This window comes from Vulcanisaeta distributa JCM 11217, from assembly GCF_001316005.1.
In the GTDB taxonomy this organism is placed as follows: Archaea; Thermoproteota; Thermoprotei; order Thermoproteales; family Thermocladiaceae; genus Vulcanisaeta; species Vulcanisaeta distributa_B.
Genome location: NZ_BBBJ01000006.1, coordinates 145,377 through 167,129, shown reverse-complemented (window position 1 = coordinate 167,129; position 21,753 = coordinate 145,377). Strand labels below are relative to the sequence as shown.

General features: G+C 45.9%; 22 protein-coding genes and 4 pseudogenes. 10 read left to right on the top strand and 16 right to left on the bottom strand.

The window, feature by feature from the left end:
- The first annotated feature begins 203 nt into the window (after positions 1–203).
- Positions 204–2,060, top strand: coding sequence for a DNA topoisomerase (locus tag JCM11217_RS08025; protein ID WP_054842611.1), 1,857 nt, complete (start codon positions 204–206; stop codon positions 2,058–2,060).
- Positions 2,061–2,092: 32 nt separating this feature from the next.
- Positions 2,093–2,770, top strand: a complete 678-nt coding sequence (tenA, locus tag JCM11217_RS08020) for a thiaminase II (RefSeq protein WP_054842610.1) — start codon at positions 2,093–2,095, stop codon at positions 2,768–2,770.
- 147 nt (positions 2,771–2,917) lie between these two features.
- Here the strand turns inward: tenA and JCM11217_RS08015 are convergent, their stop codons facing one another.
- The gene (locus tag JCM11217_RS08015) at positions 2,918–3,583 is read right to left on the bottom strand and encodes an SDR family NAD(P)-dependent oxidoreductase (RefSeq protein ID WP_243678769.1); all 666 of its coding nucleotides are present in this window, start codon (positions 3,581–3,583) and stop codon (positions 2,918–2,920) included.
- Between the two features lie 89 nt (positions 3,584–3,672).
- A pseudogene (locus tag JCM11217_RS08010) lies at positions 3,673–4,754 on the bottom strand (radical SAM protein).
- A gap of 88 nt (positions 4,755–4,842) precedes the next feature.
- On the opposite strand from JCM11217_RS08010, the gene JCM11217_RS15270 reads away from it, so the two are divergent.
- Together JCM11217_RS15270 and JCM11217_RS15265 are read left to right on the top strand one after the other, a co-directional pair.
- Positions 4,843–5,172 (top strand): helix-turn-helix domain-containing protein, encoded by a 330-nt coding sequence (locus JCM11217_RS15270; protein WP_243678768.1) that lies wholly within the window; start codon positions 4,843–4,845, stop codon positions 5,170–5,172.
- Positions 5,160–5,522, top strand: a complete 363-nt coding sequence (locus JCM11217_RS15265) for a hypothetical protein (protein ID WP_243678767.1) — start codon at positions 5,160–5,162, stop codon at positions 5,520–5,522. Before JCM11217_RS15270 ends, JCM11217_RS15265 begins: the two co-directional genes overlap by 13 nt.
- Here JCM11217_RS15265 and JCM11217_RS08000 read toward each other — a convergent pair.
- Positions 5,505–6,239, bottom strand: coding sequence for a hypothetical protein (locus JCM11217_RS08000; RefSeq protein WP_054842609.1), 735 nt, complete (start codon positions 6,237–6,239; stop codon positions 5,505–5,507). The two genes, JCM11217_RS15265 and JCM11217_RS08000, sit on opposite strands and share 18 nt — an antisense overlap.
- A gap of 58 nt (positions 6,240–6,297) precedes the next feature.
- Between JCM11217_RS08000 and JCM11217_RS07995 the strand changes: the two genes are divergently transcribed.
- Positions 6,298–7,230 carry a ribonuclease Z gene (locus tag JCM11217_RS07995; RefSeq protein WP_054842608.1) on the top strand — a complete coding sequence of 311 codons (933 nt, stop codon included), beginning with the start codon at positions 6,298–6,300 and terminating at the stop codon, positions 7,228–7,230.
- Here JCM11217_RS07995 and rsmA read toward each other — a convergent pair.
- A pseudogene (gene rsmA, locus JCM11217_RS07990) lies at positions 7,220–8,019 on the bottom strand (16S rRNA (adenine(1518)-N(6)/adenine(1519)-N(6))-dimethyltransferase RsmA). The gene JCM11217_RS07995 and the pseudogene rsmA overlap by 11 nt on opposite strands.
- A gap of 101 nt (positions 8,020–8,120) precedes the next feature.
- On the opposite strand from rsmA, the gene JCM11217_RS07980 reads away from it, so the two are divergent.
- On the top strand, positions 8,121–8,729 hold the full coding sequence (locus JCM11217_RS07980) for an HD family hydrolase (protein WP_054842605.1): 609 nt from the start codon (positions 8,121–8,123) through the stop codon (positions 8,727–8,729).
- On the opposite strand, the gene pyrH is transcribed toward JCM11217_RS07980, so the two are convergent.
- From pyrH to JCM11217_RS07965, 3 genes are read right to left on the bottom strand one after another with little or no spacing between them, the layout of a single operon-like run.
- Positions 8,673–9,350 carry a UMP kinase gene (gene pyrH, locus JCM11217_RS07975; protein WP_054842604.1) on the bottom strand — a complete coding sequence of 226 codons (678 nt, stop codon included), beginning with the start codon at positions 9,348–9,350 and terminating at the stop codon, positions 8,673–8,675. The two genes, JCM11217_RS07980 and pyrH, sit on opposite strands and share 57 nt — an antisense overlap.
- 27 nt (positions 9,351–9,377) lie before the next feature.
- Complete coding sequence (locus JCM11217_RS07970) at positions 9,378–9,896, bottom strand: hypothetical protein (RefSeq protein ID WP_054842603.1); 519 nt, start codon at positions 9,894–9,896, stop codon at positions 9,378–9,380.
- Between the two features lie 55 nt (positions 9,897–9,951).
- Positions 9,952–10,137, bottom strand: coding sequence for a chromatin protein Cren7 (locus JCM11217_RS07965; protein WP_054842602.1), 186 nt, complete (start codon positions 10,135–10,137; stop codon positions 9,952–9,954).
- Positions 10,138–10,681: 544 nt separating this feature from the next.
- On the opposite strand from JCM11217_RS07965, the gene JCM11217_RS15260 reads away from it, so the two are divergent.
- Together JCM11217_RS15260 and JCM11217_RS15255 are read left to right on the top strand one after the other, a co-directional pair.
- On the top strand, positions 10,682–10,876 hold the full coding sequence (locus JCM11217_RS15260; protein WP_243678766.1) for a hypothetical protein: 195 nt from the start codon (positions 10,682–10,684) through the stop codon (positions 10,874–10,876).
- A 52-nt stretch (positions 10,877–10,928) separates the two neighbouring features.
- The gene (locus JCM11217_RS15255; protein ID WP_243678765.1) at positions 10,929–11,483 is read left to right on the top strand and encodes a hypothetical protein; all 555 of its coding nucleotides are present in this window, start codon (positions 10,929–10,931) and stop codon (positions 11,481–11,483) included.
- A gap of 77 nt (positions 11,484–11,560) precedes the next feature.
- Here JCM11217_RS15255 and JCM11217_RS07955 read toward each other — a convergent pair whose 3' ends face one another.
- From JCM11217_RS07955 to JCM11217_RS07930, 7 genes and pseudogenes are all read right to left on the bottom strand, one after another.
- A complete protein-coding gene (locus JCM11217_RS07955) occupies positions 11,561–12,211 on the bottom strand; it encodes a DUF1616 domain-containing protein (RefSeq protein ID WP_243678764.1) in 651 nt (216 codons plus the stop codon).
- A gap of 14 nt (positions 12,212–12,225) precedes the next feature.
- Positions 12,226–12,480: a hypothetical protein gene (locus tag JCM11217_RS07950; protein ID WP_243678763.1), complete on the bottom strand. Its 255-nt coding sequence runs from the start codon at positions 12,478–12,480 to the stop codon at positions 12,226–12,228.
- Between the two features lie 38 nt (positions 12,481–12,518).
- Positions 12,519–12,917, bottom strand: a complete 399-nt coding sequence (locus JCM11217_RS07945; RefSeq protein ID WP_054842599.1) for a hypothetical protein — start codon at positions 12,915–12,917, stop codon at positions 12,519–12,521.
- Positions 12,918–12,952: 35 nt separating this feature from the next.
- Complete coding sequence (locus tag JCM11217_RS07940; protein ID WP_054842598.1) at positions 12,953–14,239, bottom strand: hypothetical protein; 1,287 nt, start codon at positions 14,237–14,239, stop codon at positions 12,953–12,955.
- Positions 14,240–14,265: 26 nt separating this feature from the next.
- Positions 14,266–15,288, bottom strand: a complete 1,023-nt coding sequence (locus JCM11217_RS15250; RefSeq protein WP_243678762.1) for a molybdopterin-dependent oxidoreductase — start codon at positions 15,286–15,288, stop codon at positions 14,266–14,268.
- An 81-nt stretch (positions 15,289–15,369) separates the two neighbouring features.
- Positions 15,370–16,978: pseudogene (locus tag JCM11217_RS15245) on the bottom strand (molybdopterin-dependent oxidoreductase).
- Positions 16,979–17,019: 41 nt separating this feature from the next.
- Complete coding sequence (locus JCM11217_RS07930; protein ID WP_054842597.1) at positions 17,020–18,546, bottom strand: NADH-ubiquinone oxidoreductase-F iron-sulfur binding region domain-containing protein; 1,527 nt, start codon at positions 18,544–18,546, stop codon at positions 17,020–17,022.
- Between the two features lie 93 nt (positions 18,547–18,639).
- Between JCM11217_RS07930 and JCM11217_RS07925 the strand changes: the two genes are divergently transcribed.
- Together JCM11217_RS07925 and gatD are read left to right on the top strand one after the other, a co-directional pair.
- On the top strand, positions 18,640–19,002 hold the full coding sequence (locus JCM11217_RS07925; protein WP_054842596.1) for a hypothetical protein: 363 nt from the start codon (positions 18,640–18,642) through the stop codon (positions 19,000–19,002).
- A gap of 83 nt (positions 19,003–19,085) precedes the next feature.
- Positions 19,086–20,419, top strand: a pseudogene (gene gatD / locus JCM11217_RS07920) (Glu-tRNA(Gln) amidotransferase subunit GatD).
- A 55-nt stretch (positions 20,420–20,474) separates the two neighbouring features.
- Here the strand turns inward: gatD and sfsA are convergent.
- Together sfsA and JCM11217_RS07910 are read right to left on the bottom strand one after the other, a co-directional pair.
- On the bottom strand, positions 20,475–21,176 hold the full coding sequence (sfsA, locus tag JCM11217_RS07915) for a DNA/RNA nuclease SfsA (protein ID WP_054842621.1): 702 nt from the start codon (positions 21,174–21,176) through the stop codon (positions 20,475–20,477).
- A gap of 73 nt (positions 21,177–21,249) precedes the next feature.
- Complete coding sequence (locus JCM11217_RS07910) at positions 21,250–21,621, bottom strand: hypothetical protein (RefSeq protein ID WP_054842595.1); 372 nt, start codon at positions 21,619–21,621, stop codon at positions 21,250–21,252.
- Positions 21,622–21,753: the final 132 nt, after the last annotated feature.

Sequence of the window (21,753 nt, the reverse complement as noted above, 5' to 3'; positions counted from 1 at the left end):
CCTATACTGGGGGGGTGGAGGTGGAGGCGGCATTTGCGGCGGTGGGGGGGGTGGCGGAGGTGGGTATGACGGGTATTGCTGGTAGGGTGGTCTCCTTGCCTGCTTCTCTTCTGGTTTCTTCTCGCTCATTCACAACACCATTTGTTGCTATGCTTATTAATTAATAAGTTAATAAATGTTTCGAAAGAGCTGGTGTAGGGTTAATGATTATTGACTCTCTGGTGGTTGCTGAGAAGGATTCGGTGGCTAGGGCAATCGCCAAGTACCTAGCTCAGGGTAGCATAACTACTAGGAAAGTTTATGGTATTAAGACGTACTGGTTCATAAGGGACAATAGGCAGTGGGTTAGTGTTGGCCTTAAGGGACATATAATGGATGTGGACTTTCCGGAGGAATTGAATAAATGGCACTCGGTAGAGCCGTCAAAGCTATTTGATGTGGAGCCAATACTCGTAATTAGGGAGGACACCATAAGTTACGTGAGAGCGCTGTCGCACTTAGGGGCTGTCACAAGTACTGTCTATTTAGCTCTGGACGCGGATTCCGAGGGCGAGGCCATAGCCTATGAGGCAATGTTGATTGTAAAAAATGTAAATCCAAGGGCGGTATTCAAGAGGGTTTTGTTCTCAGCAGTAACTAGGAGTGATATTATTGAAGCCTTTAACTCACCAACGAATTTAAACCCTGGACTTGCCAAGAGGGTTTTTACAAGGATGATTCTAGACTTAACATTGGGCGCGGTATTCACGAGAGCGTTAACCCTAAGTGTTGAGAAGGCTGATAGGAATGCATTGGCTAAGGGTAGCTTCCTTAGTTACGGTCCATGCCAAACACCCGTACTTAACCTAGTCGTTCAGAGGGCCCTTGAGAGGGAGAACTTCAAGCCTGAGAAATACTATACACTCCACATTATGGTTGATGCTAATGGCGTAAGAATAACGCTTAATCATGAGGGCACATTTAAGGATAAGCAGGAGGCAGAGAAGGCATTAAGTCTCGTGAGGAGCAAGTCCAAGGCTAGGGTAATTATTGCCAACTACAGGGAGGATTCCGTGGAACCACCAGCTCCATTAGACACAATAGAGCTTGAGAGGAGAGCCAGTAGGTTCCTTAATATTAGGCCTAAGGCGGCCCTTGACATTGCCGAGGAGCTTTATAGGCATGGGTACATCTCATACCCAAGGACTGAAACGACGATTTACCCACCAACATTGAGCCTTAGGCAGGTACTCCTTGAATTAGCCCGTGGTGAGCATAGCGACTACGTAAAGACCTTGTTAGGCATGAGCATAAGGCCAACACGTGGTGACAGTAATGATGGCGCACACCCGCCAATATACCCAACTAGAGGTGCAACGAGGCAGGAGATACTCAGGTACTTTAAGAATGAGAGGTATTGGAAGATCTATGATTTAGTGGTTAGGCACTTCTTAGCGACGTTAAGCCCACCTGCACGTGTTGAGAGGCAGAAAATCGTCGTTGACGTGTCCGGGCACAGGTTTAGTGCGGATGGCTTGAAGATAATTGATAGAGGCTACCTAATCATATACCCATTTGAAAGCCCGAGTGAGAAGGTATTGCCAAGGGTGAAGATTGGTGATGAATTAAGTATTGTTAAGGCTTGGATTGAGGAGAGGGAGACCGAGCCGCCACCCTACTTATCTGAGTCAGAGCTGCTTAGGTTAATGAAGAGGTATGGCATTGGCACTGACGCGACAATGCAGGACCACATACACACTAACGTTATTCGTGGATACTTCAAGATTAGGAATAGGCAGTGTATACCGACACCGTTAGGTAAGGCCGTGATTAACGTACTTAGTAAGACCGGTAATGAGCTTATCGATCCATTGTTTAGGTCACGCATGGAGAAGGCCCTAATGGAGATAACTAATGGCTCATTAAGGCCTGATGATGTGTTGTTCACGTTCAAGAATGAGGCTAGGAAGATCTACGAGAAGTTCATAAATAGGCAGGGAGAGGTTGCCATGGAACTTATAAAGGCATTGAGGAACTCATTAAACAAGACCAATAGAGGCACGGGTGGTAAAGCCTCATAACGCTTTAATTAGAGTTTCATAACTACTTAATAATGAACAGCCGCATTACCGAACTTCTTAGGAACCAGTCGGATGATGTTTGGCGTAAAATAATCAACCACCCATTCGTTACCGAACTATTCAGTGGCTCGTTACCACTTGAGAAGTTTAGGTTCTACGTCATTCAGGACTATAATTACCTAATAACACTAACGAGGTGTCAAGCACTGATCGCGTCTAAGCTTGAGAATCCCATGGCCATGAGGAGGGTACTCGAATTGGCGCTTGCTGATGTAACTACTGAACTTGAGAATTACAATAGGTTGCTCAACTCCCTCGGTTTAAGTATTGATGATGTTATTAAGGTGAGACCTAGCCCCCCCACAAATATCGCGTACATGAACTTCCTACTAACCACATGCGCCTTGGGTAATCCTTACGAGGGCTTGGTCGCAATACTACCGTGTTACTGGACATACCTGGAAATTGCTAGGTATCACGCTAATAAACTAAGCGAGAATCCTGTGAGGGTTTATAGGGACTGGGCCTCGGTTTACTTAACCCCCCCTGAGTACGCGGGTATTGTCGATGGACTTAGGGCTATTATTGATGAAGCCAGTGATTACTTAATGAGGGACTTTGATAGGTTGTTGGGCATATTTAGGCAGGCCAGCGTCTACGAGTACTTATTCTGGGATATGGCGTATAGACAGGAACAGTGGGTATTATGATTTTTAATTATTGGTAATTACCTGGGCATGTTTGATAGGTGTCTCGCCGCTGGTAGTATTGTTGTTCCTGCGTCTATTATGAAGACCTGCCCTGTTATGTTCTTTGCGGAGTCACTCACTAGGAATGCTACTAGGTCCGCGACCTCCTCAGGCTCGATAATCCTCCCCCCCCGTGAGCGTCCCCCCCATCTTTACCCAATCCTCCTCCCTAACATTGAGTACTTGTAATAGGCTCATGCCCATCTTAGTCCTTACTAGGCCTGGGGCTATTGCGTTGACGGTTATCCCATAGGGCGCTAACTCGGCGGCTAGGGCCTTCGTGAATCCTATTAAGGCTGCCTTAGCAGTTGCGTATGGAACATTATAGGCAGCGCCCATTATGCCCTCAATGGAGCTCATGTTTATGATCCTACCCCCCCAATTATTCTTGATCATGTATGGCACAGCAAATTTAGTCAATAGGTAAGCCGACTTCAGGTTCGTGTTTATTATCTTATCCCACAAACCCTCATCAATATCCACAAAGGGTCTCATTATTCCGAGGCCAGCATTATTAACGACAACATCAACCGAGCCCCACTGCTTAACGGCCTCATCAACCAACGCCTTAGCACCCTCCGCCGTGGCCACATCCGACTTAACCATGATGGCCTCACCACCAACACTCTTGATCAACTTCATGGTCTCCTCACCCTCCTCATCATGTCTCTTATAATTAACAACAACGCGAAAACCATCCTTAGCTAACCTAACCGCAATAGCTCTACCAATACCACGACCAGAACCACTAACAACAGCAACCCTAACAACCATACCAAGCAAAGTAACGTATTGGGTGAATTAAGTATTACTCAAATTGGCTTAATTTATAAATATATAATTAAATATAGCAATACATAATTTCAAATGAGCCTACCAATGTATATGTTATCATCATTCTCAATGATTTTAACCCTAACCTGATTTCCAATGAGCACTTTCTCCATGCTAGGACTTGCAATCACGGTAATGACCCTATCATGCATTGCCGTATTTTTCAGAGGCAGGATTACGCCCAAGAACTCACCCCCCCTAATTATCCCCCCCCTACTAATTATCCTGACCCTAACCTCCTCATTAACGTTGTACGGCCTCGGCAATCTAGGGGCTTTATGTATGTTCAGCTCCTCATTACTTGCCGTTAATTTAACGCCCAATTCATCCTCAAGCTTCTTAATTCTATCCCAAACTCCCGCCAAGTCATAACCCTAACCCTAACCTTCCTACCCCCCCTCTTATGCGGTATGTACTTCTGAATGAGCACTGGTGGTAATTCACCCCCCCTACCTAGCCCCCCCGTCTCCTTAGCCCACTTGATTATCTCGACCATGTCATAATCATTAATGCCAGGTAACCAAACGGGAGATGCAATCACGTTAATCCCAAGTTCGAGGGCTTGCATCACTAATTCCTTAACACGATTAACGTCATACCACGGCGCACCACTTATCTTCTTAGCCAGCCCGGGATTTAGCGTATCAATGCTCAGGTTTATCCTGTCCAAACCTGCCCGGGCTAATTCTCTGAGCTCCTCCGGAGTGAACATGTATAGCCTTGTCTGCATCGATACTACTGAAACACCATCGATCTCCTTAATACCACGAATGAGATCCACAAGATAAGGATAAACACCAGGTTCACCCATACCATCAATGTGAACCTCAATATCCCTCGTACCCTTAAACCTAACTACCTCATCCAACGCCATTAATAGCGTCTCAGGATCATCAATAAACTCCGCCCACCTATTCGTTGACCTCGGGCCAGCATTCACTGAGCAATATATACAGGATAGCGGACATAATGTTGTTGGCCTGACCTCAATTATGTTTGTGCCCCTATCAACTATGCCGAAAGCTAATGCTCCGATTTGCGGCGTACCCCTTTCTACCCTAATTACCTCCCTAATCCTCTCAATCTCGTTAATACTCCCCCCCCTCCACATAGTGCTCAACGCTATCAGCGCTTACTAACTCCTATGGTTTACCAAAATAGGGTTTTAAACTCAGAGGTTACATTTTTGTGTACGTAAAATGATTAGGATAAACATGGCGACTGTGGGGCTGGACATGCTTAAGATTAATGTAAAGTCAGTAGCCGTTTTACCCATTGAATCCTTTGATGCATTGCTGAACAATAATGTTAGGATAAGTATAATGGATATGCTTAGTAGGGGGGGTCCCATGACCGTGACTTCATTAGCCCAGGAACTTGGCATGCTTAAGGGCGTGGTTCACAGGCATGTGAAGGTCCTTGAGGACTTTGGTTGGATTAGGCAGTTAAGTAATGATGAGGTGAGGACCATGGGATTGAGTAGGGAGCGAATAGGATTTACTACGTACCAACCGCCATGGTTTACCTAGGGTTTAAGCTCGAGACTAACGAGCACGGCATGAAGATAGTAATACCAACAAACTACGGCGCATTCATAGACATTAGAGGTCATAAATTCATCGTATTAACACCAACATTCTCAAACCATGATTGTAAAAGCACGTGCCCATCCCATGACGCATGCCTCGACTGGATTAAGAGAGTTGGGAAGCAATTTCACATAAGTATTGACTATGATGATGCAAGCAAGGCATTAATGTACCTCTATACGCAGTTAATACTTAAGGAGTTCAGGATAAACATGGTGAACAATGTCATAATGCTTGACAGTCCACGCCTAAACTCAATCTTCATAAAGCACTCAAACCTCGCCATCTAACACAACTAAGTAGTTATTGAAGCCTGAGACCCTATTTAGCTCATACCATTTATTAAGCGATGGGAAGTACCGGCTAATTACCATGGAATTAACATCAATTATGAGCAATGCGGTAGTATTACCATCATTAAATACCTCAGTCACAAAACCACATTTGCCAAAGACGAGCTTCCACTGCTTAATAGAGAATTCAGTTACGCAGGTACTTTGGGTTTGCAGGGTAGGTATTTTCTGTATGCCAAATACCTGAATTTCACGGTTAGCGTCAGAGTATAAAAACTTACCTGAAAGGTTTAGGGTCCTCATAATTCTGAGGGCATGGCTATTTGGTTTCGCTTTATGATATTTAAACATCATGAGCCTCACGATCACGATTAAGGCCTCGTCAGACCTCACGTGCATTCTCGTATTTAAACCCTCCTCATTCCATGAAATATCCACGTCGCACTCCATATTAGTAATTACTAGGTATAGTCCCTTCACATAATCGTCACCTCGTACTAGGTATCTCCCATGTATAGCCCCCCCATTACATGGTAAGTGAAGTATAACCTTTGTACCATATAATTGAACATCCTCATTATTGAAATAATACGATTTACCTGCCATCAGTGATTCCGCGTCTTTCTTCGGTATTACGTATATCGTTAGACCTGCCTTATCGAAGCCTACTCTAAAGTTCCGGATTAAATCTTCAATATTAATCTCATTACTCATTTCACTTTATTAATTCAGGAGGATTCTTATTTAAATAAACCTAAGTTAATCGGGGTGGATGCTGGTAAGAATTACGTTTTTAGGGACCGGCGCGGGGACGCCAGGTAAGGATCGGTACTTACCGGCTATACTGATTGAAGATGGGTTACGAAAAATACTACTTGATGCTGGTGAGGGTGTTCAGTATAGGCTTTTTGAGGTTGGTGTAAGTCCATTGAAGATAACGCACATATTCATCTCACACCTACATGGCGATCATATCTTTGGACTACCTGGATTACTAGCGACGATGGCAATGCTGGGTAGGAAGGAGGACCTGGTCATAAGCGGCCCCCCCACTGGTATTACGAATTTCGTGAAAAGTAGTATGGAGATTGTTGGAGATCCGCCATTTCATGTACGGATCTACGAGGTCGAGCCATCAATCAGTACTAAAGATGTTATTAATGAAGAGAATTTCAACTTGCAATGCGTATTGGCGAGGCATACGGTGCCCGACTGCGCCTACTCCCTTAATTGGAGGACGTACATTGGTAAATTCAATCCAGAGAGGGCTAAGGAGTTGGGAGTTCCCGTAACTCTTTGGAAGAGACTTCATATGGGTGAAACTGTGGTACTAGATGATGGTAGGGTCATAAAGCCTGAGGATGTTGTTGAGGTTAAGGGTAGTGGTTTGGTAAAGATAGTCTATACGGGGGGGGATACGGCGCCGACGGACTCCGTCATAGACATATCGCGGGGGGGCGCGCAGTTACTTATTCATGACTCAACATTCTCGGCTGTTGAGGATGGAAGCCTCGTTTGGAATCAGGGTCACTCAAGGTCCGTGGACGCGGCTAGGGTGGCTAAGGAGGCCGGTGTTGAGAGGCTTGTGTTAACGCACATTAGTAACAGGTACTCCGACCCGGAGCTTTTAGCCGCTGAGGCTTCTGAGGTTTTCATGAATGTTATAGCCGCCAGGGACTTAATGAGCCTAGTAATCACTTCGTAAGATTGCCGCGATCATTAATAAAGGGTCTTAGTGAATCTGCAATCTCAATTAACTCATTAATTCCCAGCTGCCTAACACGGGCGTTCACATCAATGCCCGCCTTAATCACGGCATTAACGGCATTAGGGCCGAGATACTTATTGAGAACCCACCTGAGCACCCTATTCCTATGCCTAAAGAGTATGTTCGTCACGGACTCCAGCATCCTCATATCACTATAGCAGGGCTCCTTCCTAATCATCATAACTAATGATGAGTAAATCTCGGGGGGGCTTGGGTAGAAGGAGTCGGGCGCATACGTATTCAGTATGCTCACTGAGTAATTACACTGAGTAATTATGCTTAACCTTCCATAATCATCACCACCAGGTCCACTAACAAGCCTATTGGCAACTTCACGCTGTATAGTTAATAAGGCCATTGGAATGCCCTCCCTAATTATCCTCATTATTAATGGTGACGTTATTGAGTACGGCACATTAGATACCAAGACATCAATGCTTGGCCATGGAATCCTCAAGGCATCGCCCTGAATCATGGATACATTACTTAAGCCATTCAATACATGCTCAGCGATTCTCATAAGCCTTCCATCAACCTCTATGGTAATTACCTGAGAAGCCACCCTGCTAGGTAATACGTTAATACGCCAATTCCAGTACCCACCTCAAGAACTCTCGAACCACCTGGTACATGCTTGATAATGTCTCTTATGACCGTTGGATCAACTACAAAGTGCTGGCTTAACCTCTTTATTGGCCTTAACCTATACTTGGTAATTAATCTCATTAGGTCATCCCTAGTCACAGCGTCAATATCGGGCAGCATTACCCAAGCATTTTATGAACAATACTAAAAACCTTTTAAGTAGGGCCTTCGCGTCATTCAAGGTGTCGTCATTAATAGGTGTGGTTAATGTCGTAAATACGATACTTAATACCCCAAGGATTGGATGGCTACAGCGCGGTGTTCCCCAAGCCATTGCTGAGAGTGTTGGAGACCATGTATTACTTACTAGCTACCTTGCGCTAATCCTCTGCAATAATGTGCATAAGGTTGATGGTAATATTAATTTTGATAAGTGCGCATCAATGGCGCTAATACACGACGCTCATGAAGCCTTAATAGGCAATGTGGGTAATAGCGCCCGTTCATTAATTAGTAATTGGAGGGATTTAGAGGTTAGGCTGTTCAATGAGCTTCAATTCCCTGAGGAATTACGTAGCTACTTCCGTGAGTATAGGTATGGACTGAGCATTGAGGGTAAAATCGTGAATCTCTCGGATAAATTAGCAACATTAATTAGAGCGTGCATTTACGCCAGGGCTGGTTATGACACGAAGGAACTAATTATTAATTATAAGGAATTAATTGAAAAGTTACTGAGTGAGTTCACGGGTGATGTTGGGCAGGTCATTAGTAGTATCGTTAAGCCCGTCCTTTCATGGTGTAATGATAGTACCATCACTCACACCCTCGGTAATGAGTCTCCTCAATGAACCTAACTTACCACAACCAACCACGTAGATCGTAATACCACTCCTCTGGGCTATGCTTAGTGCCCATGGATCGAGTAAGTCGTAAGTACCAGCCACCGTCCTTGACTTAAGCATGGCCATTAACTCACTAATGCTCACCCTATCGAGCCTCCTGGCATTAGGATCAACCCTCGGATCACTCGTATAAACCGCGTCTACGTTTGCACAATCAATTAACCTCTTAATACCTAGGGACTCGCTCACGAGCAACGCCACTGTGGCTGTTGATTGGCCTGGTTGAAAACCACCCGTAATCACTAACCTACCTGTTGACCATGCCCTAAAGACCTCATCTATGTTGGTGGGTATTGGTAGGTAGGCGATATCGCTGAGGGCGGCGGCTAATAACTGGGCATTTAACCTACTGGCCGATATGCCGAGCATGTCCAGTAGTGATTCGTTTATACCCATTTTCCTACCAATATCTATGTACTTACGTGCTAGGGACCCACCACCAGTTACCACAGCCATCTTATAGCCATTCTTCCAAAACTCACGAATTAAGTCCACGTACTTAGGCAGTAAGTCCTCACTATCAAATAAGTGACCGCTTAACTTAAGCGTGAATGGTTCCCGCATCATTCACTAAGCCGTTGGTTAGTGAATTCTTTAAGTTTTCTTAACCAGGTCGTTTATTGCCCTGGTAATGCCGTTGGATACGTAAATCGGTAAATCACCGAGGTTTAGGCTTGGCGTTTTACCGTCGCATATGTACTGCAGCTTCTCAAGATTCTTAGTAAGGAATTCCTTGATTAGGTCGTAATGGTCAGCGCCTATTAATGGCTGCATGTATGAGTCGACCGAGCAATCATTATCATACCACTCCTTAAAGAACTTGGCTGATGCAACTAATTTGTTAAAGGATTCGATGGTTATCTCCTCATTATTAAGCACAATAATTACCTGGGTATTAATCAATTTTTTAACAACCTTGACCTTAACGAACCCTAAGTCGCAGGGCTTTCTCTGCCTAACGCACTCAGTAATACTATTACTAATTTCCAGAATCCTCATTAACTCCCTATTCCTTTCATACTCACCCTTACACCTGCAGATTTGCTGTATGACCTTCACAAAGCGTGACCGGTACTCCTCAGTTAATGCCTCAATGGCATCATAACTATGCATTTTTAAGTTTGAAAATTAATAATTTTAAAAAGGTATTCTCATTAAGTGCCCTGAATTACTCAGCCTTACCAATAGCCTTCCTAACCACCTTACCGCCAGGGCATTTAAAGAGCCCTATTATCACGCCCCCCCTCCTACCCTTTGGTGCTAGCATCCATACCTTAACCGGTTTTAGCTTTACCACCTGACCATCGCACTCAACCTCATACTCCCTCTCCATGTAGCTTGATAGTTCCGCCATTGTACTCTAGTTATTATTCTATCCTTAATAAATAATCATAGCCATAAACAATTCATAAATCAATATTTACAATGCTCTTTCTACACAGGTAATTACAAGGACAAATGGGGGGAAAACACACTATATTTTCACATTAATAATTGTATTTTCCACGGCAATTAATATGAGATTAATACGTATAGGCACCGTCATAGTGAAACCCATGAAATATGGGTAAAAGGTTTTAAGATTAACATTACATTATGTGAGTTGGCTGATGGGGGGGATGATGGGATCCAAGCGCTGATTAAGGATGATATGTTGATTTCCGTGGATAGAGATAATCATTAAAAATTATGGCTTTACCCCATTAATTAATGACTATTAGGGTTGTGGTTTATGGTGTAGGTCCAATTGGTCAGTTAATAGCCAGGGTTGCGTTTAATAGGGGTTTGACGTCGTTGGTGCAATTGATATTGACCCACAGAAGGTTGGTAAGGACCTTGGTGAGGTTATTGGGCTTGGTAAAACCCTGGGTATTAGGGTTGAGAGTGACGCCGATAAGGTGCTCATGGATACGAAGCCAGACGTGGTTCTTCACTCAACAGGCAGTTTCTTTGATAGGGTCTACCCACAGATAATGAGGGCAATCAGGGCTGGCGCCGACGTGGTGTCAACATGCGAAACACTGGCGTGGCTTGGTACAGGTACCCAGACCTCGCGGAGCTCGTTGATAATTATGCGAGAGGCCATGACGTAACGGTACTTGGGCTGGTGTTAATCCAGGCTTCGTATTTGATGCATTACCCGCTGTGTTATCCGTGACATTAACGAGGCTTGATAGGATTACCGTGATTAGATCCCTAGATGCCTCAAAGAGGAGGTACTCATTTCAGAAGAAGATTGGTCTGGGCATGACGCCGAGTCAATTCACGGATTCATTGAATAGAGGCGAGATAACGGCTCACGTAGGCTTCGCAGAGTCGGTATTGCTCCTGGCCAATATCATAGGACTTAAACTGGACAGGGTTGAGGAGGGTCAGGAGGCGCTAATTGCGGAGAGAAATTACGAAACACAGTACTTCAAGATCGAGCCTGGACAGGTAAAGGGTGTTGTTGGTCATGGAAGTGGCTTCATCAATGGTAAGGAGGTTGTTAGGGTTGAGTTAAGGGCCTGCGTTGGCTGTGAGGACTTCGAGGAGGTTAGGCTTGAGGGTGAACCATCAATCACCTGGAGGAGTACTGGAACGCCCGGCGATCCAGCCACGGCTGCGGTAATCGTAAACCTAATCCCAAGGGTCCTCAATGCAAGGCCCGGATTAATAACACTCAAAGACCTAATAAACTATTCATATACTACTACGTAATAAATGTAGCCATTGCTTAACTCAAGAGGGTGAAATTTCTCGTTCATTTCCTCGATTAAAAGGACGCATTACATGCATTAACTGGTGACATTAAGTGTGAGGTATGTATAAGTGTCTAGGTACTTTAGCTCTAGGTTGTTTGGATCGTACATCCACAGCGTCGCGAATACCCTATAATTCCCAGTGCCATTTATGCTTATGGTTATTCCCTGAACCCAGGTCTCATTGTTAAGGAGTATTCTCTGAATCGTCACTATTGGTGTGGCATTTAATGGTGGTTCAATTAAACTCGCGTTTGCGATATAAACACGAACCACAAACCATATTGGCTCACCCATGCCGTTATAAACATAAATACTCACATTGATGGACTCACCGGGGTAAACGGTACTTGGATAACCAGTTATCGTACCGTTAGGCCCTAAATACGCAATTACCGCGTATGGCTCAATTGCATACTTACTTATGGCTGGGTAGAAGGATAGAAATACTAAGAATACCACCACTATTGCGGCGATTACCGCAAGCACCTCCTCATTGAAAAGCATGGTCCTTGACTTACCACTACCCCCCCTAACAACCCTATAATGACTCCTAAACCTAATCATCAATTTACCGATTATCCTCTCCCTCTTAAGATACGTAATTATTAAGGCCGCGACTACCACGGCCGATATAATACCGGGAAGCGCCATGTATAGTATGCCTAGGTACAACGATGGTCTCAAAGCCTCAGAATCCTTTATGACCTCCTCAGCCAGTAACTGAGCACCCGTATAATTACCCCCCTCTCCATCAGCGCTATCGCATCATTTAATAAGGATACGTCCTTACTCACATTAACGCCATTGGCGCCCAGGTACGAGATATCCCTATAAGCAATTAAAACCGTGCTTTGCTGAGAATATGAACCAACACCTATAATAACGAGTAATAATGCAATCAGCATTAAAGCAAACCATACGTACTTAATTCTTAACGCCACAGAATTACCCAAGCCTAGATCCCCCCCTTAATAATAAATTCTCACCCCCCCTAAGTAGCCGGTATCCACGCCCAACTTGGTGGTTGCGTGTACGTTATCAATATTGAGTCCCCCCCCGGATTAAGCATAAAGCATTCACCATTTATTGATTGTGGCGTAGAGGATTGAAATGCCGTAATTAATTGCCCACCCTTAGCAATTACCACCTTACTCACTGAACCACCGTATACGCACACGGTCACTGGTACTGGGTATGTGTTGGTTATTGGCGTTCCGGAGCCAGGTAATGATGGCGTGGTTATTGATGGCGTCCAGCCAATGTTTCTAATGGCATACATTAATGAAACATTACTGTAATTAATAGGTGTTAAGACATTATTGAAGTAATTATCGTATAAATACGCAGAATTACAATTGCTGATGCTTATACCCGTTGAGTATCTAATCACGGTGTTGCCCCTGAGTAGTAGGTTCTTGGTGTTGCTTATGCTTGGTCCGTTTGCGCTGGTTGTTTGGCCCCCCCGAATTGGAATGCGGTGTTTACTATCTCTACGTTGTCCACACCGTTTATGACGTATGGGCTTGAGCCTGCCGTCGTCACCATGTCTCTGAAGTTGGCGCCAATTATGACTAGTTCGGCCCCCCCGGAGCCCAGCGTTGATGAAACGCTCAGTGTGGTGCTTGACCCAGCCATTACCGAGGAGTTCTGGATACCGAGTCTGCCCGATGTGTTTATTACGGCGTTGATGGCGCTCGCCACGCTGCCCGTGATTGCCGTATCCGAGATAATGACCTCACGACCAGCCGTGCTTATTGTGACGCTGACGCCGTACTTACCACTCACTGTTGGGAAGGCTATCGTGCTCCCATCAATCAATACGTCGCCGTCACTAATCAGCACGCCACCGCCAGCGTCTATTATTGATGTTCCGTGAATGACCGTGTTCGTTGATGATGAAACCCCCCCAACACCGTAATTAGCGCTCCTCCTTAGTGATGAGTTGCCTATGAGCACAGTGTCCGAGCCACCCACGTAGGCGCCTATTGAGTCGCCCTCACTAACCGCGTTATTTACAATCACGTGGCTTGAGTTTAGGACACCAACGGCGCCCGGACCATTAGTGCTGTATATTGAGTCAAGCCACACGAACTTGGCGTTGCTCACGGCAACGTTGAATTGACTGCCGACGCTGTACGTGTTGTTTTGGGAATTACCATTAAAGCCAATCCTCCTGAGCCATATATATGACCCAGTAATCACGAGCAAGCCCTGACCCGAGGAGCTGGCGACGCCATTACCAACCGTGAATATAACGCCCGTTGGATCCTCACCATCAATAATAATCGGCAACGGAGTGCCACTACTTGAGGAATTCGTGATCGTGGCACAGGGGTACGAAGTGCATGCGTATACGCCATTCTTAATGAGAATTCTACCGCCCTTGCCACTTAATTTGCTAATTACGTAGTTAATTGCACTGCCTGGGTTATTTGATTGATAAATGGTAGAACCGCTTGAATTCATAACGTAGTAATTGCCATTGCTTGTGAAGATTACGTAGTCGTAGCCCTGAGGAATAGATGAGGATGGACAGGGAGGACATTGACATTGAACGCTGGTTATTGTACATGGCGGACATTGTGGGCATTTAATGAATTCCTTACCAAGTTCATAACCGATAATGCCGGCGCCAACGGCTACGGCGCCGGCGACTATAGTCTCTAGAAACCTACGCCTAGACCTACTAATATCCTTACTATTATTAGCCACCTTCTCATTGATTAAGTATTTCGGTTTTAAACATTATCATGCTTTAATCTTTCAATACGAACCCTCGTATCCTTATACGCTGGCGTTTTCGTAATTGGATTAAGCACGGCAGGTACCAAGGCGTTCGCCAAGAGCTCTGGGTAATGGAACGTGGTGAATAATACGCCTCTCGGAACCCTATTCGACGCTTTAACCCTAGCAATCACCACACCAACTGGTGAAACCAACCTAACGATTTCACCATCCTCAACACCCTCAACCCTCATATCCTCAGGATTCATCTCAACAATAGGTCCCCCCCTCCAAATGACCCTAAGTACTGGCGACCTAGACGTCATGGTTGCGGTATGGTACTGCGCCCTCTCCCTACCAATAATTAACGAATACGGGTAAAGCCTTCCCATAACAACATCAAAGCCCCCCCTCCAACCAATTACCCTAAACCTAGCTTTACCCCTTGGGAACCCATCAGTATATAGCATTGGAGTACCTGGATTAGATTCACTCGGTACCGGCCATTGAAGCCCACCCTCGCGCTCAAGCCTCTCATGGCTCAAACCACTAAATATCGGTGCTACCCTCGCCATTTCCCTCATTATGTCAGAGCTATCCCTAAAGCCTATGTCATAACCAAGTCTTCTAGCCAACTCAATGAAGATCTGCCAATCAGGCTTTGCATCACCTGGCGGATCAACCACCTTCCTCGTTAATTGCAACCTCCTCTCCGTATTCGTGAATGTGCCGTAATCCTCAAGAGCCGCAGACGCCGCTGGCAATACCACATCAGCATACTCGGCAGTCTCGGTCATGAAGATGTCCTGGACAACCAAGAACTCCAACCTACTCAACGCCTCAGCAACAGCCCTACTGTCCGGGTGCGACCTAACGCTATTCTCACCAACTATGTAGAGCATCTTAATCAAGCCCCTCCTAGCCATATCAATCATCTCCGTACTCCTAAAACCAATGAATGATGGCAACCTACACCTCCAAACATCCTCAAAGCGCCTCCTAACCTCCGGATCCATCAACGGTTGATAACCAGGCAACCTACCCGGTGCACACCCAACATCAGCTCCCCCCCCTGAACATTATTTTGTCCCCTAAGTGGTATTAAACCTGCGCCTGGCTTACCAACATTGCCCGTTAACAATGCCAGGTTTATCAGCTGATACGTTTTCTGTGCCATTCTCATGTTCCGTGATGCCAAGGGTCCACATGATCATTGATGGCTTCTCAAGCGCATAAAGCTTAGCAACCTCCCTGATAACGTCCTTAGGTATTCCGGTTACTTCCTCGGCAAAATCCAGAGTAAATGTGTCAAGGCTCCTTACCCAATCCTCGAAGCCCTCGGTGTACCTGCTAATGAACTCCTTATCGTACCAGCCCATATCAACTATGTACTTAGCCATCGCCGAGAATAGTACGACATCCGTACCAGGCTAATGAGGAGCTCATACTCGGCGTACCTGGCTAGCTCCGTGTGTATTGGGTTAACGACTATTAAGTGAGTGCCCTGCTTAGCCGCCCTCTTGACGTAAGCGGCAATGACTGGGTGCGTTTCATTCATGTTGGAGCCGACTACAATTATAGTCCTTGAGTTTAATACATCCCTTATGGGGGGGTTAGTTGCCGCGCCATAACCAAGTTGTGTAGCTAATGACCATGCTGATGGTTCATGGCATAACGTGGCTGATTGATCGATGCTGTCAGTACCGACGGCGCACCTCATGAACTTTTGAAAAGCGTAAATACTCTCGTTAGTGCTTCTATCACTCATTATACCCCAATCGCGGCAGGCCCATACTTACTAATGATCTCCTTAATCTTACTGGCCACCAGGTCTAGAGCCTCCTCCCACGTGGCCTCCCTAAATACCTCATGAATTGACCTACCATTTAATGGGCCCTTAGGGACGCCGGGTCTCCTAATTAATGGTTTCGTGAGTCTCTCGGGGCTATTGACGTATTGATAACCAAACTTACCCTTAACGCAGAGCTTACCCTCGTTCGCAGGTCCATAGGCGCCCCCCCTAGCCCAGACGACCTTGCCATCCCTAACTCCATACTCGACTTGACACCCAGTGCCGCAGTATGGGCATGTAGTCTCAATAACCTTATCAGCGGGTACCCAATCCTTTTCCATTAGTGCCCCCCCGGTTGGGCATGCGTCAACACACGCGCCGCAACTAACGCAACTTGACATACCCATTGGGATGTCAAGGTCGAAGCCAACCCTAGTACCGGATCCCCCCCTACCTATGACCGCTATAACGTCGTTATTCTGGTCAACGCCGCAGGCGATTACGCACTTCCTACACATTACGCAGGCTGATGGGTTAAACAATATTGCTGGGTGTGTATCATCGACTTTAACACTCGGTATTATTGGTGCTGGTTCAAGGCCGTACTTAACCGCGTACCCACATATTCTACACCTCATTTGCTCCTCCTTACTTCTGTGGGTATGATTCTTCAGTAAGAGCTTTAGTAAGGTCTTCCTGGCCTCGGCAACCCTCGTACTCTCGGTCTCAATCCTCATGCCCTCCGATACCTTGGTTATGCATGATGGCATTAACCTACCATTAACTTCAACGATGCATATCCTGCAGGAACCATTTGCGAAGCCCTCGTAGTAACACAGTGTCGGTATTTCAATGCCGTACCTCCTGGCCAGGTTTAGTATCGTCTCTCCCTCGAAAGCCTCAACCTCCTTACCGTTTAGAAGCACCTTGACCATACCCATCACCTGAAGTGAACACCAGCCCTACAGACACCCCCTTATGTGCTCCTCAAACTCATCCCTAAACTGGGTAAGCGCGTCGAGAAACACCTTGCCGCTGACATGCCGAGACCGCAGAGTGAGGTCTCCATCATAGTCCTCGCCACAGTCTCAGCCCACTTAAGGTCCTCCTCACTCGCCTTACCCATGCTAACCTTCTCAAGAACCTCCACTAACTCCTTAGTACCCAATCTACATGGCTCGCACCTACCGCATGACTCATGGGAGAAGAACCTCTCGACCTCAAGCATTACGTCGACAATACACCTATTGTTGGATAAGGCTATGATTACGCCAGGCCCTAAGAAGACGCCGAGTTTCCTCGTCTCCTCAGGCGTAAGCCTTACCCTTATCTTCGATGAATGTACAAGGCCCGAGGAGACCCCCCCACCGACGAAGACGGCCTTGACATCCTCCTCCTTAACCCCCCCTGCTTTTGCTAATAATTCATTGAGACCCACAGTCAATTTCTCCTTGTAAAGGCCCGGCCTATCCACATCACCAGTAATGCAAAAGTACTTCTCAATCGTTATCTCCTTACCCTCATAATAATTGCTAAGAAGTATGGGAACCGCGGCAACGACCTCCACGTTAATCACGGCTGTGGGCTTACCGAACAAGCCAGCCTCAGTTGGGTCAGGAGGCCTTAACCTGGGCTCACCCCCCCTATTACCTTCAAGTGAGTTTATCAGCGCCGTCTCCTCACCAACGATGTACGGAGAACCAACAAGCAAGGCAGTAATGGGAGGCAATTTATTAAGTAAGCCCTTGCTCGTTAAATACGGTCTTAACTCACTGAGTGCCTTCTCAATCATGGCCTTGGCGTTTCTAAATCTCTCATTAACCGCAATTATAACCTCATCAACATTGAGGGCGAGTGATAATAGTAATGCGCCTTCAAGCAGTTGATGAGTGTTCCTCTCCATTATCAACCTGTCTTTAAAGCCGCCAGGCTCGCCCTCATGGCCATTGACAATCAGGTACTTAGGCTTATTGGCACTGCTTGCTAGGGTCTTAAACCTACTTAGGGCACCACCACCGAGTAGGCCGGCCTTAACGAGTAATTCAAGTATGAAGAGCTTATTATCTTCACTAAGGAATTTCTCGAAGTACTTATAGCCGCCCCTCGCTATGTACTTATCGAGAGGTTCGTACTGAGATTGAACGTAATCACTCCTTGATTCCTCAATCTCCCTAAACTCACCATTAACGAACGTGTAATACTTATCGCTCATCCTAACCACGGGACCCCCCCTGTCACAATAGCCAAGGCAGTACGTGATGGAGTACTTAATGCCACGCCTTTCTAACTCCTTAACAACCTCCCTGGCACCTCTCAATAGGCATGGAAGGCCCATGCACACCTGGACCTCTGAGTAATCATGGAAGTAGAATGTGGATAATGTCTTAACCGTTGATAGGGGTAGGTTATACTTATCGGCTATTTTTCTAAGCTCGTCATCGGATGTTATTCTCCTTTCAATTATCTCCTTACTAGCCTCACGTAGTCTAGTCCTATAATCCATGTGAGGGAACCACATCAGTGCTTTAAAGGTATTTCGGGATCGTAACGTGTAGTGGGTTATTAGGCTTAGTTATTTTGAGTAATTGGGTGTTAAATGCTGGGTTCATGGGTTATTAATGATATGGTTAGGATCGTTAGGATCAATAGTTACGCAGATCTCAATAAGGTACTCATTGATTTAGGGCCTGGCGAGTGCGCATTATTACTTACTAAGCAGGTTGATGACTCGTTAAGGCACGTGGATGGCGTTACCACGGTATTGCTGAGGAGTATTAAGGATAAGACAGAGGTTGATTACCTACTCGCCGCTGGTAATAAGGTACTCTGTATATCCATGGATGGATTCGGCCTGCTCAGTGAGTACGCATTGTCGAGGCTTAAGTACGTAATAATAACTCGTCAACCCTCAGAAACAGACACAAAGCTCTTCAGGATATTACTAAACATAACTCAATGATTTCATTAATTATCTATGTAATTAATTGTTTAGTTAACGCTTATAATACAGAGGTGCACACGATACCTGTGCTAAGCGAGATAATGAGCAAGTGGGGGGGTATTAAGGAATTTGACTTGGTGCGTATTCACCTTAGGGATGGGACGGTATTAGATGGCGTGGTGTTGCCTAGGCCTGGCGTTGGTGACCCTAATGTATTGATCCTGAAGCTTGATAATGGGTATAACGTGGGCATTCACGCCAGCAATATTGAGAAAGTGGAGGTTATGGGCCATGTTGAGTCGAAGAGCGCGGTGTCCATACCCATTGGCCAGTTCGTTAAGGCTGAATCAACGGGCTTCCCAGGGTTAGGCTCGTGGCCACTGGCGGCACAATAATGTCTAAGGTGGATTACAGGACTGGCGCCGTGTATCCGAGCTTTAGCCTTGAGGACTTGTACGCGATGTACCCTGAGGTTAAGGGCATAGCGGATATTGAGCTCTTAAACCTAATGGCCATATTCAGTGAGGACATGACACCGAGGAGGTGGGCTGAAATTGCTGAGGCTGCTTACAGGGCATTCCTTGACGGCGTCTCTGGGGTTGTAGTGCTTCACGGCACGGACACCATGCACTATACAGCCGCCGCCTTATCCTTCGCAATCAGAAATCCCCCCCAGGCCCAATAGCCCTTGTTGGCTCACAGAGGAGTAGTGATAGCCGTCTAGTGACGCCTTCGAGAATATGTTGGCTGCGGTTCTCGTCAGCGCCAGGGCGCCGTTTGCAGGCTCCTACGTGGTGATGCATGCGTCGACCAATGACGGGTTAATAGCGGTTCATAGGGGGGGGACTAGGGTTAGGAAGATGCACACGTCTAGGAGGGATACGTTCATAAGCATTAATGATAGGCCCGTGGCTACGTAGACATTAATAAACTCGAAATAATACTGAACACGAACAACTACATCTCCAGGTCTAAGGTGGAGGATACCATATTAATGAATAGGTTTGATGAGAAGACAGCCCTAGTCAAGTTCTACCCAGGTATGGATCCAGAGATATTGCACTTTCTAATTGATAGGGGTTATCACGGCATTGTGATTGAGGGTACGGGATTTGGACACGTTAGGGAGGAGCTGCTCGATCCAATAAAGAGGGCTATCGATAGTGGCATACCTGTGGTGATCACAAGCCAGACAATATTTGGTAGAGTCAACCTCAATGTTTATAGGAGGGGCGTGGAACTGCTTAAGCTTGGTGTTATACCTGCGGAGGATATGATACCGGAGGTCGCCTTCGTGAAGCTCTCCTGGGTGTTGGCACAGACCAGGGATATGAGTGAGGTAAGGAGGTTAATGCTAACGCCAATAGCCGGTGAACTAAATCCAAGGAGTGACGTGGGCACGTACATACTAGGTCCTGAATTGCCCAGGAAGTGATACTATGATGATAGTTTCGGCTAATGATGAGTGATCGAAATCATCCTCAATATCCCTACTCAATCCTGACCTCGAGTTGACCCACCGGTATTATTACCCAATCCCTTGTAAGCATTAGTTTATAGGCCAATGCCCTAACTCCATGATTAATGGCATACTTAAGGGATTCCGTGAACCTAGGATCAAGCGTCGTATTAGGCATGAAGGAGGTGGCCCTCGACCTAAATACTAGGAATAGTACGTAAGCCTCATAACCAAGCTCCACAGCCCTCGCCAACTCAAGCATGTGCCTGGCACCGCGTGTGGTTGGGGGGGCGTCGGGGGGGAATTTCGCTATTCCTCCCTCCTCAAGGGTTACACCCTTAACCTCAACGAAGGCGTAATCACCACTTGGCGATTTAAGTAGTAGGTCAAACCTGCCATTGCCGAAGCCAGGCTCCTTCCTGATAACCTCATAACCATTCAATACATATTTGCTATTAATTAACCAAGCGGCAATGTCGTTATGTATTGCCGAATTAACCAGGACTAACTCATCACCAAGATCAACAGCCGTTAGGTAAAACCTGGTCTTACCCGTGGACTTCGAATACGCGAAGAATCTAGCGCCTGGTCTCAATAGTTCTGTTAATCTACCAGGATCATGAATATGTATAAGCTCCTCCCTACCATTGATAATGCCGATACCAACAAACCTATTTAATCTCCTAACGAAGATCCCCTCAGCGTCTGGCTCCCTGAGTATGTAGCTAGTCATTATCATTAAATCACTTAATTAATTCGCGCGATTAATGAATCGTTTAATTTTTTAAGGCCGTAATTAATTTAAATTAACTTATCTGAGTTATGGCCACGCCACTGAAATAAACACCCGTTGCACCAGTCATGTTTATGCATCTAAGCATTATTGGATCCACAGAAGAGTTACTGACAACTAACGTTAGTGTTATGCCAACCCACTTATTAGGCTCCTTAAAGTAGGAACAAAGTATCGGAGTCGATGCGTATATCTGCGAACCCACCATATTTGTTGCTTGAAGTACTCCTACAGTGCCGTTACACGGCTCAGTAATCATGAAGTACGCAGTTACGTTATAAGTACCCGGTAGTAATACTAGGTAAAATGGACCTACCCAAAAAGTTCCCAAGTACCCCCCCTTAGGCCAGTAGTATACGGTGTCATGACCGTAATTAATCGCCATAATGGGCGCATCGGTCCATGGTTGAAATTCATCCGTGGGTATTGTATAGTTAATGATTGGCTCGTAGATTACTGGTTTTCCATCATAACCCTTTTCAAATAGGTAAAGACCATTGGCGGCAGCAATAGTCCA